The 17,805-nt window shown below is 69.1% G+C and carries 11 protein-coding genes; 7 read left to right on the top strand and 4 right to left on the bottom strand.

Features of this window, described 5'->3' with window-relative positions; translation table 11 throughout:
• The first annotated feature begins 201 nt into the window (after window positions 1-201).
• From SSPN_RS0100265 to SSPN_RS0100235, 7 genes are all read left to right on the top strand, one after another.
• Window positions 202-3,876, top strand: a complete 3,675-nt coding sequence (locus SSPN_RS0100265) for an ABC transporter transmembrane domain-containing protein (RefSeq protein ID WP_010304882.1) — start codon at window positions 202-204, stop codon at window positions 3,874-3,876.
• 690 nt (window positions 3,877-4,566) lie between these two features.
• The gene (locus tag SSPN_RS0100260) at window positions 4,567-8,190 is read left to right on the top strand and encodes a multifunctional oxoglutarate decarboxylase/oxoglutarate dehydrogenase thiamine pyrophosphate-binding subunit/dihydrolipoyllysine-residue succinyltransferase subunit (protein WP_044573109.1); all 3,624 of its coding nucleotides are present in this window, start codon (window positions 4,567-4,569) and stop codon (window positions 8,188-8,190) included.
• A gap of 329 nt (window positions 8,191-8,519) precedes the next feature.
• Entirely contained in the window at window positions 8,520-8,696 is a 177-nt protein-coding gene (locus SSPN_RS57460) for a DUF6104 family protein (protein WP_010304877.1), read from the top strand.
• A gap of 836 nt (window positions 8,697-9,532) precedes the next feature.
• Entirely contained in the window at window positions 9,533-9,838 is a 306-nt protein-coding gene (locus SSPN_RS0100250; protein WP_010304876.1) for a hypothetical protein, read from the top strand.
• Window positions 9,839-9,992: 154 nt separating this feature from the next.
• Complete coding sequence (gene tdh, locus SSPN_RS0100245) at window positions 9,993-11,033, top strand: L-threonine 3-dehydrogenase (RefSeq protein WP_029534803.1); 1,041 nt, start codon at window positions 9,993-9,995, stop codon at window positions 11,031-11,033.
• Window positions 11,033-12,220, top strand: coding sequence for a glycine C-acetyltransferase (locus tag SSPN_RS0100240; protein ID WP_010304869.1), 1,188 nt, complete (start codon window positions 11,033-11,035; stop codon window positions 12,218-12,220). Before tdh ends, SSPN_RS0100240 begins: the two co-directional genes overlap by 1 nt.
• Window positions 12,217-13,143: a LysR family transcriptional regulator gene (locus tag SSPN_RS0100235; protein ID WP_010304866.1), complete on the top strand. Its 927-nt coding sequence runs from the start codon at window positions 12,217-12,219 to the stop codon at window positions 13,141-13,143. The genes SSPN_RS0100240 and SSPN_RS0100235 overlap by 4 nt, the downstream gene beginning before the upstream one ends.
• A 100-nt stretch (window positions 13,144-13,243) precedes the next feature.
• Here SSPN_RS0100235 and SSPN_RS0100230 read toward each other — a convergent pair whose 3' ends face one another.
• The 4 genes from SSPN_RS0100230 to SSPN_RS0100215 all read right to left on the bottom strand — a co-directional run bounded on the left by SSPN_RS0100230 (window position 13,244) and on the right by SSPN_RS0100215 (window position 17,787).
• Window positions 13,244-13,453, bottom strand: coding sequence for an HAD family hydrolase (locus SSPN_RS0100230; RefSeq protein ID WP_010304864.1), 210 nt, complete (start codon window positions 13,451-13,453; stop codon window positions 13,244-13,246).
• A 636-nt stretch (window positions 13,454-14,089) separates the two neighbouring features.
• Entirely contained in the window at window positions 14,090-15,247 is a 1,158-nt protein-coding gene (gene hutI / locus SSPN_RS0100225; RefSeq protein ID WP_010304857.1) for an imidazolonepropionase, read from the bottom strand.
• A gap of 36 nt (window positions 15,248-15,283) precedes the next feature.
• The gene (locus SSPN_RS0100220) at window positions 15,284-16,600 is read right to left on the bottom strand and encodes a formimidoylglutamate deiminase (RefSeq protein WP_044573107.1); all 1,317 of its coding nucleotides are present in this window, start codon (window positions 16,598-16,600) and stop codon (window positions 15,284-15,286) included.
• Window positions 16,601-16,605: 5 nt separating this feature from the next.
• Window positions 16,606-17,787, bottom strand: coding sequence for an allantoate amidohydrolase (locus tag SSPN_RS0100215; RefSeq protein WP_044573105.1), 1,182 nt, complete (start codon window positions 17,785-17,787; stop codon window positions 16,606-16,608).
• Between the last annotated feature and the right edge of the window lie 18 nt (window positions 17,788-17,805).

Here is a 17,805-nt window from a genome sequence, read left to right as displayed (position 1 = left end):
GAGCGGAGAAGGTTCCCCTGCTCTTACCGCCACTCCGTTTGGCGAGGGTCACAGAGGGGGTTCGGCCGGTCTGCATGGTCGGTGGGGCGGAATAACCTGGCGGGTGTGAGCGACTCCGGTAATCCCCGTCCGTCTTCTGGCGGTTGGATCCGTCGCCTCTTCGCCGCTTGCCGTCGGCACCCCGTTGCTCTGACGTTGGCGATGGGGGCGTCCGTCACGGCCGTCGGGTTGGAGGCTCTCGTTCCGCTGCTGACCAAGGTCGCGGTGGATGATGCCGTCGCGCGCAGCACCGACGGCTTGTTCTGGATCGTGATCGCGCTACTCGCGCTCGGCGTGTTCCGCTTCGCGTCGGCGTTCGTCCGCCGCTACAGCGCCGGGCGGCTGGCCCTCGACGTCCAGCACGACCTGCGCCGCGCGGTGTTCGCGGCGATGCAGCGGCTGGACGGCGGAAAGCAGGATGCGCTGCGCACCGGGCAGGTCGTTTCCCGCTCCATCAGCGATCTGCAGATGGTGAACTCGCTGCTGTCGATGCTGCCGCTGGCGGCCGGAACCGCGGTGCTCGCGTTTTTCGCGATCGTGGCGATGTTGTGGCTGTCGCCGCTGCTCACGGTGGTGTCGCTGGTCGTGGCGCCGCTGATCGCGGTGGTTTCGGCGCGCAGCAAGAAGAGCCTGTTCCCGGCGACCTGGTCGGCGCAGCAGCGGGCCGCGGACATCGCGCAGCACGTCGAGGAAACCGTCACCGGTGTCCGGGTCGTGAAGGGCTTCGGCCAGGAAGACCGCGAGGTCGGGCGGCTGGAGCGCCGTGCTCGTCGGCTGTTCGGCGAGCGGCTGCGCGCGGCCCGGATGACTTCCACGCCCGCGGCGAGCTTGGCCGCGCTGCCCGCCGCCGGGCAGGTCGGGGTGCTCGGCCTGGGCGGCTGGATGGTGCTGCAGGACCAGGTGAGCCTCGGGACGTTCGTGGCGTTCGCCGGGTACGTGGCGATGTTGGCCGGTCCGGCCCGGATGTTGTCGAGCGTGATGATCCAGGCGCAGCTCGCGCGTGCCGGTGTCGAACGCATCCACGAGCTGATCGATTCGCAGCCCGAGGTGCAGGAGAAGCCCGGAGCGGCAACGCTGCCGGAAGGGCCGCTGCAGGTCCGGCTTGACGACGCGAGCTTCGGCTACACCCGTGATCAGCCGGTCCTCTGCAACGCGTCGTTGCAGGTCCGCCCAGGTGAGACGGTGGCCCTGGTCGGCCCCGCCGGATCGGGCAAGTCGACGGTGTCGCTGCTGCTGCCGCGCTTCTACGACCTGCACTCGGGGAGCATCAAGATCGGTCCCGCCGACGACGGCTCGGCGAGCCACGACATCCGCGACCTGAGGCTGGATTCGCTGCGCGCCGCGGTCGGTGTGGTGTTCGAGGAGGCGTTCCTGTTCTCCGACACCATTCGCGGCAACATCGCTTACGGCCGTCCTGACGCTTCGGAAGCCGACGTGATCACCGCTGCGAAAGCGGCCGAAGCACACGAGTTCATCACCACTCTCCCCGACGGATACGACACGACGGTCGGCGAGCGCGGCCTGACGCTGTCCGGCGGGCAACGCCAACGCGTGGCGCTCGCACGGGCGCTGCTTTCGAACCCGCGCATCCTGGTGCTCGACGACGCGACGTCGGCGGTGGATCCGGCGACGGAAGCGGCCATCCACGACACCCTCCGATCGGTCACCGCGCAGCGCACCACCCTGCTGATCGCGCACCGCCGGTCGACGCTGGCCCTGGCCGACCGGATCGCGGTGCTCGACGAAGGGCACGTCGTCGACATCGGCACCGAGGACGAGCTGAACCAGCGCTGCGAGCTGTTCCGGTCACTGCTAGCCGGGCCTGGGGAATCGATCGACAACCGCTGCGACGGCCGGGTCGTGCCCGGTTCGGAAGGCATCACGCCGGAGCTCTGGCCACCGGAGGACGACGCCGATCCGACGGTCACCGGCAACGCCGCCACGACGCCCGGATCGCGCGGCATGGGCGGCATGACGATGCCGCCCACACCCGAGTTGATCGAAGGCATCCGTAAGCTGCCGCCCGCGACCGACCGGCCCGATCTGCGCAGCGAAGACCCCCCGGCGCCGGACCCGGACTTCAAGCTCTCCCGGCTGCTGCGGCCGATCCGCTGGGGCCTGCTGCTGACAGTGCTGCTGGTAGCCGGGGACGCGCTGACGTCGATCGCGTTGCCGTCGCTGGTCCGCCACGGCATCGACGGCGGTGTGAGCACCGGCGACCTCGATGCGCTGTGGATTGCCACGGGCCTGGGCGCCGTGATCGTCGCCGGGGGTTGGCTGGTGGTCAAGCTGCAGACCATCATCGCCTCGCGAACCGGCGAGACCCTGCTCTACCTGCTGCGATTGCGCAGTTTCGGACACCTGCAGCGGCTCGGGCTGGACTACTACGAGCGCGAGCTCGCCGGCCGGATCATGACTCGGATGACCACCGACGTCGACGCGCTGTCGACGTTCCTGCAGACCGGGCTGGCGACCTTCGTGGTCAGCGTGCTGACGTTGTTCGGCATCGCGGGCGCACTGCTGATCACCGATGTTTCGCTGGCGCTGGTGGCGATGGCGGTGCTGCCGGTTCTGCTGGTGGCCACCTTGATCTTCCGCAAAGTCTCGGCGACCGCCTACGCCGAGGCGCGCGAGCGGGTGAGCACCGTCAACGCGGACCTGCAGGAGAACGTCTCCGGGATGCGGGTGGCGCAGGCGCACCGCCGCGAAGGGCACGCCGCGAAGGTGTTCGCGCAACGCAGCGACGCCTACCGGCGGTCCCGGCTGCGCGCCCAGCGCTACATCGCGACCTACTTCCCGTTCGTCGCGCTGCTGTCGGAGATCGCGCAGGCGGTGGTGCTGGGGGTAGGCGCGGCGCGAGTCGCGTCGGGCGACCTGACCGCCGGGGTGCTGGTCGCGTTCCTGCTCTACCTCGGTCTGTTCTTCTCGCCCGTGCAGCAGCTGTCCGGGGTTTTCGACGGCTACCAGCAGGCCAAGGTGGGGTTGCAGCGGATCGGGGAACTGCTGCGGACGCCCACCTCGGTGCCCGCCGCCGCCGACCCCACCCCGGTGCCGGAACGGTTCGAAGGCGGCATCGAGCTGCGGTCGGTGTCGTTCCGCTACCCCGGCACCGACCAGTTCGCGCTGCGCGACATCGCGCTGCGGGTGCGGCCCGGCGAGACCGTGGCGCTGGTCGGCGCGACCGGCGCCGGGAAGTCGACGCTGATCAAGTTGATCGCCCGGTTCTACGACGCCACCGACGGCGCGGTGCTGGTCGACGGGCAGGACATCCGAAGCTACGACCTGGCGGCGTTCCACCGTCGGCTCGCCGTGGTCCCGCAGGAAGGCCACCTGTTCACCGGGGACATCGCCACCAACATCGCCTACGCGCGCCCGGACGCCGACCCGGCCGAGGTCGAGACTGCGGCCCGGGCGGTGGGGGCGCTGCCGGGGATCGCCATGCTGCCGCGAGGCTTCCGGCAGCAGGTGGGAGAGCGCGGGCGCGGACTGTCTGCGGGCCAGCGGCAGCTGGTCGCGCTTGCGCGGGCGGAACTGGTCGACCCCGACGTCCTGCTGCTCGACGAGGCAACCGCGGCGCTCGACCCCGCGACGGAATCGATGGTGGTTGCGGCGAGCAACCAGGTCGCGGCTCAGCGCACGACGTTCGTCGTCGCGCACCGGCTCGCCACCGCCGCCCGCGCCGATCGCATCGTGGTCGTCGACGGAGGCCGGATCGTCGAGCAGGGCAGCCACGCCGAACTACTCGCGGACAACGGTCACTACGCGCGCCTGTGGCGGGCGTCGGACCGTGCGCCGAGCGAGGAGCCCCCGGACATCGGCGAGACCAACATCGCCTGACCGGACGCGAGCAGGAGAACCTTCCTGTCACGAGCCTGCGGTCACGCACGTGGCCCCTGTGACGAGAGAACCTTCCCGCCATCCACCCATCCACACCGGCCCGTGTGATGTGAGGAAGGCAACCTTCCCGTCATTCCACGCCCAAGCGTCTCGGCGTGGCGCTGGAGTGGTGGAAGGGAACCTTCCTGTCACCACCCCGCAGCGGACGGCAGAGACTCAGAGGCGCACGGAAGGGAACTTTTCGGACACGCTCCGCAACCGCGAGCGGGATTCGTCACACCGCCCCGGGGCGAGTGGGACTGGAGTGCCGCGCTGTCCGAAATGCGAGAAACCTCGCCCACAGGACAGGAACACAGCGTGTCGATGAAACGTCATACTGGTGTTGGACGAAAACCCAGATGGAGCAGTACCGAGCAAAGTCGACTTCGAGTGGGGCATTTCGAGTGCGGTCGATGATCATTGACGCGAGTGGACCGGGGCTCATTCCCCGCAAGCTGGTCTTTCCTGATCGATTTTGTGACCGACCTCGTCGAACGAACGGCCGTACTGTGTGTCAACCTCGCGAATCGGGCCGCTAGCCTGGTACCTGAGTGTGTCTGTAAATCACGAGCATATGGATCGAGGCGAACGCCAGCCGTGTCCAGCAGCCCTGCGTCACAGTTCGGCCCCAACGAGTGGTTGATCGAGGAGATGTACGAACAGTTCCTCCACGATCCCACCTCCGTAGACTCGGCGTGGCACGAATTCTTCGCCGACTACAAGCCGGGCCAGGCAGCAACCGAGAACACCGCTGCTGCGTCCGCCGCTGCAGCGGCTCCGACGACTACGGCCACGGCGACGCGCCCCAGTGCGACCAATGGTCAGGCCCCGCCAGCCACCGCCACGACCGCGCCCCCGGCGAGCAAGCCCGCGCCCAAGCCGTCGCCGCAGCAGGCTGCCAAGGCCGCTCCGGTGAAGGAGCCGCAGGCCGGCGGGGACGTCAAGACGCTTCGCGGGGCCGCTGCCGCGATCGCCAAGAACATGGATCAGTCGCTGACCGTGCCGACCGCGACGAGCGTGCGCGCGGTGCCGGCCAAGCTGCTGTTCGACAACCGCATCGTCATCAACAACCACCTCAAGCGGAACAAGGGCGGCAAGGTCTCCTTCACGCACCTGATCGGCTATGCGCTGATCCGGGCGGTCCGGGACTTCCCGAACATGAACCGCCACTACGGCGAGGACGCCAAGGGCAAGCCCGCTGCCGTCACGCCGGAGCACATCAACCTGGGCCTGGCGATCGACATGCCGGCCAAGGACGGGTCTCGCAACCTCGTGGTCGCCTCCATCAAGGGCTGCGAGGACATGACGTTCCACCAGTTCTGGCAGGCCTACGAGGACATCATCCGCAAGGCCCGCAGCAACGCCCTGACCGCCGACGACTTCGCCGGCACCACGGTCTCGCTGACCAACCCCGGCCCGTCCGGCACCAACCACTCGGTGCCGCGGCTGACCAAGGGTCAGAGCGCGATCATCGGCGTCGGCGCGATGGACTACCCGGCGGAGTTCCAGGGCGCCAGCGAGAAGACGCTGGTCGACATGGGCATCAGCAAGATCGTGACGCTGACGTCCACCTACGACCACCGGGTCATCCAGGGTGCGGAGTCCGGCGACTTCCTCCGCAAGATGCACCAGCTGCTGCTGGGCGAGGACGGGTTCTTCGACGACATCTTCGCCTCGCTGCGCATCCCGTACGAGCCGGTGCGCTGGACGCAGGACATCCCCGAGGGCGCGGTGGACAAGACCGCCCGCGTGCTTGAGCTGATCGACGCGTACCGCACCCGCGGCCACCTGATGGCCGACATCGACCCGCTGAACTACCGGCAGCGGCGGCACGAGGACCTCGACGTCCTCTCGCACAGCCTCACCCTGTGGGACCTGGACCGGGAGTTCGCCGTCGGCGGCTTCGCCGGCAAAGAGCACATGAAGCTCCGCGACGTACTGGGCGTGCTACGCGACTCCTACTGCCGCACTGTCGGCGTCGAGTACATGCACATCCTCGAACCCGACGAGCGCGAATGGCTGCAGCAGCGGGTCGAGAAGCCGCACACCAAGCCCGAGCCGTCCGAGCAGAAGTACATCCTGTCGAAGCTCAACGCGGCCGAGGCGTTCGAGACGTTCCTGCAGACCAAGTACGTCGGGCAGAAGCGGTTCTCGCTGGAAGGCGCCGAGACCGTGGTGCCGCTGCTGGACGCAGTGCTGGACACCTCGGCGGCGCACGAGCTCGACGAGGTCGTCATCGGCATGCCGCACCGCGGTCGGCTGAACGTGCTGGCCAACATCGTCGGCAAGCCGATCTCGCAGATCTTCCGGGAGTTCGAGGGCAACCTGGACCCCGGGCAGGCGCACGGTTCCGGCGACGTCAAGTACCACCTCGGTGCCGAGGGCAAGTACTTCCGGATGTTCGGCGACGGCGAGACGAAGGTGTCGCTGACGTCGAACCCGTCGCACCTGGAAGCCGTCGACCCGGTGCTCGAGGGCATCGTCCGCGCCAAGCAGGACATCCTGGACAAGGGCCAGGAGGGCTTCACCGTCTTGCCGGTGCTGCTGCACGGTGACGCCGCGTTCGCCGGTCAGGGCGTGGTCGCCGAGACGCTGAACCTGTCGCTGCTGCGGGGCTACCGCACCGGTGGCACGGTGCACGTGATCGTCAACAACCAGGTCGGTTACACCACTGCGCCGGAGCACTCGCGCTCCAGCAAGTACTGCACCGACGTGGCGAAGATGATCGGTGCCCCGGTGTTCCACGTCAACGGTGACGACCCGGAGGCCTGTGTCTGGGTCGCCAAGCTGGCCGTGGCGTACCGCCAGGCGTTCGGCAAGGACGTCGTGATCGACATGGTCTGCTACCGCCGCCGCGGGCACAACGAGGGCGACGACCCGTCGATGACGCAGCCGAAGATCTACGACGCGATCGACAAGATGCGCAGCGTCCGCAAGGTCTACACCGAGGCTCTGATCGGCCGCGGCGACATCACCGTCGAAGAGGCCGAGAAGGCTCTGAAGGACTACGCCGCTCAGCTGGAGCACGTGTTCAACGAGGTCCGCGAGTTGGAGAAGCACCCGCCGGCGCCGAGCCCGTCGGTTGAGTCCGAGCAGCTGGTGCCGCGTGGACTGACGACCGCGATCCCGCAGGAGACCTTGGAGCACATCGCTGATTCGCACATCAACCTGCCCGAGGGCTTCACCCCGCACCCGCGGGTCAAGCCGGTGCTGGAGCGGCGCGCGAAGATGGGCCGCGAGGGCGGCATCGACTGGGCCTTCGGCGAGCTGCTGGCGTTCGGCTCGCTGGTCATGGAGGGCCGCCAGGTCCGCCTGACGGGTCAGGACAGCCGGCGAGGCACGTTCGTCCAGCGGCACTCGGTGCTCATCGACCGCAAGGACAACTCCGAGTTCACTCCGTTGCAGAACCTGTCGGACGACCAGGCGAAGTTCCTGGTCTACGACTCGGCGCTGTCGGAGTTCGCGGCCGTGGGCTTCGAGTACGGCTACTCGGTCGGCAACCCCGACTCCTTGGTGCTGTGGGAAGCGCAGTTCGGCGACTTCTTCAACGGCGCCCAGTCGATCATCGACGAGTTCATCTCGTCCGGTGAGGCGAAGTGGGGCCAGCGGTCCGACGTGGTCATGCTGCTGCCGCACGGGCACGAGGGCCAGGGCCCGGACCACACTTCCGGTCGCATCGAGCGGTGGCTGCAGCTGTGCGCCGAGGGGTCGATGACGGTCGCGATGCCTTCGACTCCGGCGAACTACTTCCACCTGCTGCGCCGTCACGCGCTGGACGGCATCCACCGCCCGCTGGTGGTGTTCACGCCGAAGTCGATGCTGCGGTTGAAGGCCGCGACCAGCCCGGTCGAGGACTTCACCGAAGGCAAGTTCACCTCGGTGATCGACGACCCGACGCAGCCCGACCCGGCTGCGGTGCGAAACGTGGTGCTGTGCACCGGCAAGCTGTACTACGAGTTGGCGGCGCACCGGGACAAGCACGGCATCACCGACACCGCGATCGTCCGGCTGGAGCAGCTCTACCCGCTGCCGCACCGCAAGCTGGGCACGCTGTTCGAGCGGTACTCCAACGCCACGTCGATCCGGTGGACGCAGGAAGAGCCAGCCAACCAGGGTGCCTGGCCGTTCCTGGGCCTGGCCCTGCCGGATCTGTTCCCGCAGCTGGTCGGCAAGCTGCAGCGGGTCTCGCGCCGTCCGATGGCCGCCCCGGCCACCGGTCTTGCCAAGGTCCACGAGGTCGAGCAGGCCGAGGTCGTGCAGAACGCCTTCGCCTGATCCGCGGCTGGAGCGGGCCGCCGGTTCCACCCGGAACCGGCGGCCCGTTTTTGCGCTGTGCCACTGCCGAACCCGCGCCGCGGCGACTTGTGGGTTACAGGAAGGTTTCCATCTTCACTTCAGGCTCCCCGGCTGGGAGCAGTTCGGGGCGGCGGCATAGAGTTCGGCTCCCGGTCTCCGGCGGACAGGCCGGAAACGGCCGTGGAGCACGGGAACCTTCCACCGAACACTCGTGGTTCCAGTGCTGCGTCCATCGAGGCGTTTCGTACTCTGCTGTTCTGCCAACCCTGATCGCACCGGTCACGGACGAACAAAATTAGGAGGACACGGTGTACTTCACCGACCGCGGCATTGAGGAACTCGAAGATCGTCGCGGTGACGACGAGGTCACGTTGGCCTGGGTCGCCGACCGGATGCGGGCCTTCGTGGACCTCAACCCCGATTTCGAGGATGCCACCGAACGCCTCGCCACCTTTCTCGCCCGCGACGACGCCGACGACGAGTGACGGCGAAAGCCACAACTGGAAGAGCCCTGCCCCGACCACGCCCGTGGCAGCAGGGCTCGTCCCCTCTCGGCGCCGCGGCCACGAGGACGAATCCGAATGATCGCGCGCGAGGGCCTGCTAGCAGTTTTCGGCGCTGAGAACGTCGTCCACCTCGCCGCGCCGCCTGCGGGAACAAGATCCGCACGCCTTTCGCGCTCCTGAAGCCTGGTCGCTGATGCTGATCGCCGGCCATCGGCGGAGCAAAGCGGAGCAGGCACTCGTGAAGGCTGCCGGTCTGGACGTTTGCTCTCCGGGTGCGACCGGCCAGTTGGCGCGGCACATGCCGCCCCGCGCGCTTTGCAGCTCGACGTGGAATGGCCCGGTTTCCCGGGTTGCCCAGCGGGCTGCGGCCTCGCCTCGTCTGCCCATTCCTCGAGCTCGGGCGCGATCTGGCCGCACGCGTCGTCGGCCACCTGTCGCCGTCGCCGCAGGTCCGCCGGCAGCACCCACCACCCAGAACCCGTGACCGGCGCCGCGCACGACAGGAAGGTTCCCTTCCTCCAACCCGCCGCGCCCCGAACCGTGGCCGTAGACAGGAAGGTTCCCTTCCCCCACAGCCGCTTCCGCAGACTTGCTGTGCCAGGAAGGTTCCCTTGCTCGCGTCGCTCATGCGCGACCGTTGGCGACGGGAAGGTTCCCTTGCTCTGGACCGGCGCGGCGGATGAGTCGAGGGGTGCTCCCCTGGCCGGGTGGCTGGGCGGGGTGCTTGATCCACTACGGAGTGATGTGCGCGGCGAGCACGGCCGATGTGTGATCGCCTCGGCGCTGGCAATTCCAACGCACTTCGGAGGATTTTCATGCGACGTCTTCTCGCCGGCGCCCTGCTCACTGGTCTCGCCGCGCTGGGGGCTGCCGGAACGGCCGCGGCCAGCGACGCCCCGCAGCCGTCGACCCCGGACCAGATCCTCGCCGCTATCGCCGGTGCCGTCGACGGGCCGCAGGGGCCGACCAAGCACGGCCAGGTGAGCGTGAACGAGCAGCACAAGCACCAGAAAACGCAACAGCACCACACCCAGTCGTCCACCCCGCGCGGGCAGCAGCACTTCCAGTCGTCCACCCAGCAGGCACAGACGCTGCAGGGCGGGTCGTCCTGGAAGGGATGACCATCCGGCGGCGCCGCGCCCCACTCGTCGAAGGCGGGTGGGGCTCGTCGTGCTGTGCAGTGCCGCTAACCAGCCAGTGCAGAAAGTCGCGATGGACCTGCCCACCGCACCGGGACAGACTCCGTTGCGACAAGCCGTCGAGAGCGGAGGAACCTTGCGCGCTCTGGTGAAGACCTCACCCGCGCCCGGCCTGGAGCTGACCGAATTCCCCGACCCGGCGCCCGGCCCGGACGAGGTCGTGGTGCGGGTGATGCGCACCGGGATCTGTGGCACGGACCTGCACATCGCGTCGTGGGACGAGTGGGCGGCCCGCACCGTGCCGACCCCGCTTGTGGTGGGGCACGAATTCGCCGGTGAGGTGGTGGCCACCGGTGCTGCGGTCACCCGGGCAGCGGTCGGCGACTTCGTCAGCGGCGAGGGTCACCTGGTGTGCGGCATGTGCCGCAACTGCCTCGCCGGCCGTCGTCATCTGTGCGCGCACGCGGAAGGTCTCGGGGTGCACCGCAACGGCGCGTTCGCCGAGTTCGCGGTGCTGCCGGAGCAGAACGTCTGGGTTCATCGCGGCGAGGTCGATCCGGACGTGGCGGCGATCTTCGACCCGTTCGGCAACGCGGTGCACACCGCGCTCAGCTTCCCGGTCGTCGGCGAGGACGTGCTGATCACCGGTGCCGGACCGATCGGGTTGATGGCGGCGAGCGTGGCCAAGCACGCGGGCGCGCGGCACGTGGTGATCACCGACATCAGCGCGCACCGGTTGGAGCTGGCGCGCCGCGTCGGTGTGGATCTTGCCGTGGACGTTTCGCAGGCGCGGGTCGCCGACGCGCAGCAACAGCTCGGGCTGAGCGAGGGCTTCGACGTGGCGATGGAGGTTTCCGGGAAGCCCGAGGCGTTGCGGGAGGTCGTGGCGAACATGGCGCACGGCGGCCGGATCGCGATGCTGGGGCTGCCGGCCGAGGACTTCTCGCTGGACTGGAGCGCGGTGGTGTTCAAGATGCTCACCGTCAAGGGCATCTACGGGCGCGAGATGTTCGAGACCTGGTACTCGATGTCGGTGCTGCTGGAGTCCGGGCTGGACCTGACGCCGGTGATCACGCACCGCTTCCCGTACACGGAGCACGCCGAGGCGTTCGAGACGGCTCGCAGCGGTCGCTGCGGCAAGGTCATCCTTGACTGGACAACGAAGGGGTCCGCCTGATGTACACGATCGCTGACGACGTCCGGGCCGAGCTGGCCGAGATCCGGGCCGCCGGGCTGTACAAGGACGAGCGGGTGCTGGATTCGCCGCAAAGCGCGCGAGTGAGTGTCGGCGGCGCCGAGCTGCTGAACTTCTGCGCCAACAACTACCTGGGCTTGGCGGATCATCCCGCGCTGCTCGCCGCCGCCGAGGAGGCGCTGGCGAAGTGGGGTTTCGGGATGGCTTCGGTGCGATTCATCTGCGGCACGCAGGCCCCGCACAAAGAGTTGGAGCGGCGGCTCTCGAGGTTCCTCGGCACCGATGACACGATCCTGTACAGCTCGTGCTTCGACGCCAACGGCGGGGTTTTCGAGACCCTGCTCGACGATCGCGACGCGGTGATCTCCGATGAGCTCAACCACGCGAGCATCATCGACGGCATCCGGCTGTCCAAGGCCCGCCGCGGCCGGTACCGGAATCGCGACATGGCCGACCTGGAGCGGCTGTTGCAGGAGAACGCCGACGCGCGGCGCAAGCTCGTCGTCACCGATGGCGTGTTCTCGATGGACGGCTACCTGGCGCCGCTGGACGAAATCTGCGCGCTCGCCGAGAAGTACGGGGCGCTGGTGATGGTCGACGATTCGCACGCGGTCGGGTTCACCGGGCCGACCGGGGCGGGCACCCCGGACCTGTTCGGCGTCTCCGACCGGGTCGACGTCGTCACCGGGACGCTGGGCAAGGCGCTCGGCGGGGCCAGCGGCGGCTACGTGTCCGGGCGGGCCGAGATCGTCGAGCTGTTGCGGCAGCGCTCCCGGCCTTACCTGTTCTCGAACTCGCTCGCGCCGTCGATCGTGGCGGCTTCGCTGGCCGCGCTGGACTTGGTGGCCGCGCAGCCGGAGTTGCGGAAGCGGCTGCGGGACAACAGTGCGCTGTTCCGGCGCCGCATGGCGGAGGAGGGCTTCGACCTGCTGCCGGGTGAGCACCCGATCATTCCGGTGATGATCGGCGACGCTGCCGAGGCCGCGCAGATGGCGGACTTGCTGCTGGCGGAGGGCGTCTACGTCATCGGCTTTTCCTACCCGGTGGTGCCCGTGGGCAAGGCCCGCATCCGCACCCAGATGTCGGCCGCGCACCGTACCGACGACGTGGAACGCGCGGTTTCGGCGTTCGTCGCGGCCCGCGAACGGATGGGTACCATCGCCCAGTGATTGACCCGCGGCGGCTTCTGGTGCTCCGCGCGCTCGCCGACCACGGCACCGTGCGCGCTGCTGCGGAGAAGCTGTACCTGACGCCGTCGGCGGTGTCGCAGCAGCTCACCGCGTTCGAGAACGAGGTCGGGCAGTCTCTGCTGGTCCGGCAGGGTCGTCGTGTCCGGCTAACCGCGGCCGGTGAGCTGCTGGTCGAGCACGCCAAGGCGGTGCTGGCCGAGTTGGAGCGAGCGGAGGCGAGCTTGGCGGCCTGCGCGGCGGGCATCGTCGGCACGGTGGAGGTGGCGTCGTTCGCGTCGGCGATCACCCAGTTCGTGGCGCCGTCGATCGTCGCGTTGCGGCAGCAGGCACCCGATGTGCGGGTGCTGGTACGCGATGCCGAGGCACACAACAGCCTCATGATGCTGCTGGCCGGGGAGATCGACATCGCGATCTCGATGGAGTACACCTCGACGCTGCAGGCCGATGCCCGGCGGGTGAGCCGGTTTCCGCTCTACGCCGAGCCGTTCGACGTCGTGCTGCCACCGCAGCATCGGCTCAGCGCAGCGGACGCCGTCGCGCTCGACGAGCTCCGCGACGACGACTGGATCGCGCCGCTGCCGGGCAACCCGTGCCGGGCGGTAGCGCAGGTGTGCTGCGAGAACGCGGGTTTCGTCCCGAACATCGCGCACACTTCCGATGATTTCCACGCCGTGGTGGCGCTGGTCGCGGCGGGCACCGGTGTCGCGCTGGTACCCCGCACGGCCATCGCTGGTGGTCAGGGCGTGGTTGCGCTACCGGTCGTGGGCAGGCCGCCGACCCGCCGCGTCTTCGCCGCGGTCCAGTGTGGGCGGGAGGACCATCCGCTGGTCCGCGTCGTGCTGGATGCGCTGCTGGTGAACAGGGAACACGGGACCGCCCGTCGCGAGGAAGCGGTCCCCTAGCACGCGTTGACCAGGAAGTTTCGCCGAATGGCCGCTTACCGTGGTCCAGTGTGGACGGAGGTGTTACCCGCTGGCTGGATGTGCCGCGGGTAACGCGGATCTATTCGTCTGCCATGAGGAATCGGGCGATCCTGGCGATGGTGTCGGCCGAGCCTGTGTAGTGGTGCCCTGTCAGACGGAGTTCCTCGGCGGCGGCGACACGGCCGGCGGTGTCGCCGATGAACAGGGCATCGCCCGCGACGGCACCGAGGCGTTGCAGCACGATCCGGTAGGGATCGCCCGGGGCGTGGTGCCGAGACGAACGGCCCACGTGAATGAGGCGAACGGACCATCCACGCCACCAACCGACACAAACAGGCCGTTCGCTCCACACCACCACAGCACAAACCCGGTGCGGAAGGGATGAGGCGAACGGACCATCCACGCCACGCAGTTTGGGGATCGCCCGGGCGCTGTTGAACTCACCTACAGTTTTGTTGCTCGCAGACCCGACAGTTTGGTTGGATCCACGCCAACGTGCTGGTCTACGGGACGTGATCGTTGATTTGGCGCGGCGTCAGACGGTTCTGGTCAGCACACACCTCCCCAAGGACGTGGCTGCGGTGGCCGACCACGTCGCGGTGCTGGACCAAGGCCGCGTGGTGTTCGACGGGGATCTTGCGGAGATCATTTGGGACCTTCCGCGTGGGCGCTTGTTAACGCCCAAGCGAACGGACCATCCACGCCACCTACCGACACAAACGGGCCGTTCGCTCCACACCGCCACAGCACAAACCCCGTGCGGAACGGATGAAGCGAACGGACCGTTCACGCCACCTACCGGCGCGAACGGGCCGTTCGCTCCTCACCACACAACGAGGACGCACGGCTGCCGCACAATGAGATCCCGAACAGGCCCCCATAGCCCGCGGGGTCCTGAACAGGCGCAACCGTTCTCTGCCAGCGTTCAGCGGATCCGGTTGCCGCGGCGCCAGACGGCGTGGGTGAGGGGGACGCCGGGGCGGTAGGCGAGCCAGGTCGTGCTCGGGGCGTCGAGGATGTGGACGTCCGCTCGTGCGCCGGGCCGGAGCACTCCGACCGCGCCATCGCCGGACTCCCGGCGCAGCGCACGTGCGCCTCCCCAGGTCGCCGCGCGCACCGCTTCCTCGATGCTCATCCGCATCTGCAGCACAGCCGTCGTCACACAGAACGCCATCGACGACGTGTAGGAAGAACCGGGATTGCAGTTGGATGCCAAGGCAACCGTGGTGCCGGCGTCGATGAGCGCCCGGGCGTCCGGCAACGGCTGCCGCGTCGACAGGTCACAAGCGGGCAGCAGCGTCGCCACGGTTTCAGATCCGGCCAGTGCGTCCACATCGGACTCCGCGAGATAGGTGCAGTGGTCCACGCTCGCGGCACCCATCTCGACGGCCAACCGCGCGCCGGGCCCGGGCGCGAGCTGGTTGCCGTGCACGCGCAAGCCCAGCCCGCGTTCCTTGGCCGCTTCCAGGATCCGCGTGGACTGGTCGACGTCGAATGCGCCCGTCTCGCAGAACACGTCGCACCAACCGACGTGTGGGGCCACCGCATCGAGCATTTCCCCGCACACCAGGTCTACGTAGGCGTTGGCGTCCTCGTCCGCTGGCACGAGGTGCGCGCCGAGGAATGTGACCTCGTCGGCTTCGGCGGCGATCTTCGCCGACCGCAACTCGTCGGCGACCGTCAACCCGTAGCCGGTCTTGGTCTCTATGCACGTCGTGCCCTGCGCCACCGCTTCGGCGATGTGCGTGCGCAGGTTGGCGGCCAGTTCCTCGTCGGTGGCGCCCCGCGTCGCCTCTACCGTCACCGCGATTCCGCCCGCCTGGTAGGGTTTTCCGGCCATCCGGGCGGCGAACTCCGCGGTACGATCCCCGGCGAACACCAGGTGCGTGTGGCTGTCGACCCAGCCCGGCAGGACCGCTCGCCCGGCGGCGTCGAACCGCTCGTCAGCGTCCGGGGCGCGAGCCGCGGGCCCGGCCCAGACGACCCGGTCACCGCCGATGACCAGCGCGGCGTCGGTGAGCGTGCCGAGCTCGTCGTCGTTCGTCGTCAGCTCGCCGATTCCAGTAATAACAGTGCTTGTCATCGTTGTTTGCTTTCCGTTCTTGGTATCGCCCATTGCTCACGCGCGGAGCGCGCTGATCGCGTCGTGGAGTTCTTCCGCCGCGTCGATCGCCTGGTGCCGGCCGCCCTGCACGATGCGGCGGCCATCGGCGATCACGACCCGCACGTCGTCGGCCCGCGCTACCGCCGGGACGGCCTCCGGCGCGACGCCCGTCAGCCGGGTCGACCCGAGATCCACGGCGACGAAGTCGGCGCGGGCGCCGACGCCGAGCCAGCCCGCATCGGGCCAGCCGAGCGACCGGTGCCCGGCCGTGGTCGCCATCTCCAGCAACTCGTCGGCCGCGAAGTGCCCACGGGTCTCGGTGTTCAGCCGCGTGTACGACTCGACGGCCTGGACTTCCGCGAACGGGTCGATCACCGAATGCCCGTCGCTGCCGATCGCGAGCGGGCTTCCCACGACGCGCAACGCCGCCGCCGGACCGATCCCGTCGGCCAGGTCGGCCTCGGTCGTCGGGCACAGGCACACCCCGGTACCGCTGTCGCCCAGCAGCGCCACATCGGATGCGGCCAGGTGGGTGGCGTGCACCGCCGTCACATCCGCGCCCAGCGCGCCGTACGATTCCAGCAGTTGGGTCGGCGTGCAGCCATGCGCCGCCAGACATGCTTCGTTCTCGGCGCGCTGCTCGGAAAGGTGCAGGTGCAACGGTGCCTCGCTCTTGCGAGCCCAGCCCGCCACCTCCGGGATCTCCTCGGCTGGCACCGCGCGGACCGAATGCAGCGCGGCTCCGAGGCGAACCCGGTCGTTGTCCACAGTGAACTGATCGATCCGGTCGATCCAGCTCGTCGCAGCGCCGTCCGAGAAGCGCAGCTGCACGCCGTCCGGCGGCCTGCCGAAACCGCCTGCCAGGTAGCAGGTGTCGAGGAGCGTGAGCCTGATCCCCGCGTCCTGCGCTGCCTGCACGAGGGCGTGGCCCATCGCGTTCGGGTCGTCGTAGCGGGTTCCGCTCGCGGCGTGGTGCACGTAGTGGAACTCGCCGACGCAGGTGATCCCGGCAAGTGCCATCTCGGCGTAGACGCCGCGGGCGAGCCGGTAGTAGCTGTCCGGGTCCAGCGCCGCCGCTACCTGGTACATCTGGTCGCGCCAGGTCCAGAAGGTGCCGCGTGCGCCGTTGTGCCAGCCGCGCAGCGCCCGGTGGAAGGCGTGGGAATGCGCGTTCGCGAGCCCGGGCAGCGTCATTCCCGGCAGCCGTTCGGCATGCTCGGGCGGGGTTCGCGCCGAACTTGCGGCGCTGATGCGGCCGCCATCGACGTCGAAGAGCACGCCCCGCTCCGGGCCGCACGGCAGCCAGGCCCATTCGCACCAGTACGTGGCCATCCACGTCACCCCGCGAGGTTTTCCAGGACCCGGGTGAGCGCGTGTGCACCGGAATCGCAGTCGTCGGGCTCCGCGTGCTCTTCCGGGGCGTGGCTGATGCCGGTCGGGTTGCGCACGAAGAGCATCGCGGTCGGCACCTCGGCGGCGAGGATCCCCGCGTCGTGCCCGGCCCCGGTCGGCAACGCCGGTGCGTCGTCGAGCAGGCCGCTGAGCTGGTCGCGGAACGCGGTGTCGAAGTGCACCGTGTCCCCGTAGGATTCCTCGACCACCTCGACCTGGCAGCCCTCCGCGGCAGCGAACTCCGCCGCCGACCCGGACAGGTCCTCGACGATGGACCTCGTTGACCGGTCGTCCGGCGATCGCGCGTCCAACCATACGTCCACAGTGGATGCGATGACGTTGGTGCCGCCGGGGTTCGGGACCAGCCGCCCCACCGTCGCCCGTCCGCCGTCGACGCCTTCAGCGATCCGGCGCGCTTCGAGGACGAGCCGCGACGCGGGCAGCATCGGGTCGTGGCGGTCGGCGATCAGCGTCGCGCCGGCGTGGTTTCCCTGACCGCCGAACCGGAATCGCCACCTGCCGTGCGCCAGGATCGACGATGCGACCGCCACCGGCCGCCCCAGGTCGATCAGGCCGCGCCCCTGCTCGACGTGCAGCTCGACGAACCGCCCGATGCGCCGCAACGCCTCCTCGTCCCGCCCCAGCCGCGCCGGGTCCGCGCCGAAGGAGCTCATGGCCTCGGCGAACGTCACCCCGTTCGGGTCGCGGAGCGCGCGGGCCCGGTCCGCGTCGATGATCCCGGCCAGCAGCCTGGACCCCAGGCACGGCACGCCGAACCGGCCGCCCTCCTCCTCCGCGAAGACCACCACCGCGAGCGGTTTGCGGGGCGTGAAACCCTTGGCCCGCAACAGGTCCACCGCGCTCAACGAGCTGACCACCCCCAGTGGCCCGTCGAACGCCCCGCCGCCGGGCACCGAGTCGAGGTGGCTGCCGGTCACCACCGCGGCATTGCCCGGCTCGCCCCACCACGCCCAGATGTTGGCGTTCCGGTCGGTGGTGACCCGCAAGTCGCGCGCCTCGGCCTGCTCGACGAACCACTCCCGCAACTGCCGCTCGGCGTCGTCGAAGACGTGCCGGGAGTACCCACCCCGGCGCCGGTCCTCGCCGACATCGGCGATGGCCGCCATCAACTCATTCGGTCCCGC

Origin of the sequence: Saccharopolyspora spinosa NRRL 18395 (genome assembly GCF_000194155.1) — a bacterium.
Classification (GTDB): Bacteria; Actinomycetota; Actinomycetes; order Mycobacteriales; family Pseudonocardiaceae; genus Saccharopolyspora; species Saccharopolyspora spinosa.
The sequence above is the reverse complement of the archived record's forward strand: the minus strand, read 5'-3'. Positions and strand labels throughout refer to the sequence as shown.

Bases quoted from the DNA above. Each gene is read 5' to 3' on its own strand.
- SSPN_RS0100265 (WP_010304882.1), top strand. From the start codon at position 202: ATGGGGGCGTCCGTCACGGCCGTCGGGTTGGAGGCTCTCGTTCCGCTG.
- SSPN_RS0100260 (WP_044573109.1), top strand. From the start codon at position 4,567: ATGTACGAACAGTTCCTCCACGATCCCACCTCCGTAGACTCGGCGTGG.
- SSPN_RS0100250 (WP_010304876.1), top strand. From the start codon at position 9,533: ATGCGACGTCTTCTCGCCGGCGCCCTGCTCACTGGTCTCGCCGCGCTG.
- SSPN_RS0100240 (WP_010304869.1), top strand. From the start codon at position 11,033: ATGTACACGATCGCTGACGACGTCCGGGCCGAGCTGGCCGAGATCCGG.
- hutI (WP_010304857.1), bottom strand. From the start codon at position 15,247: ATGACAAGCACTGTTATTACTGGAATCGGCGAGCTGACGACGAACGAC.
- SSPN_RS0100220 (WP_044573107.1), bottom strand. From the start codon at position 16,600: ATGGCCACGTACTGGTGCGAATGGGCCTGGCTGCCGTGCGGCCCGGAG.
- SSPN_RS0100215 (WP_044573105.1), bottom strand. From the start codon at position 17,787: ATGGCGGCCATCGCCGATGTCGGCGAGGACCGGCGCCGGGGTGGGTAC.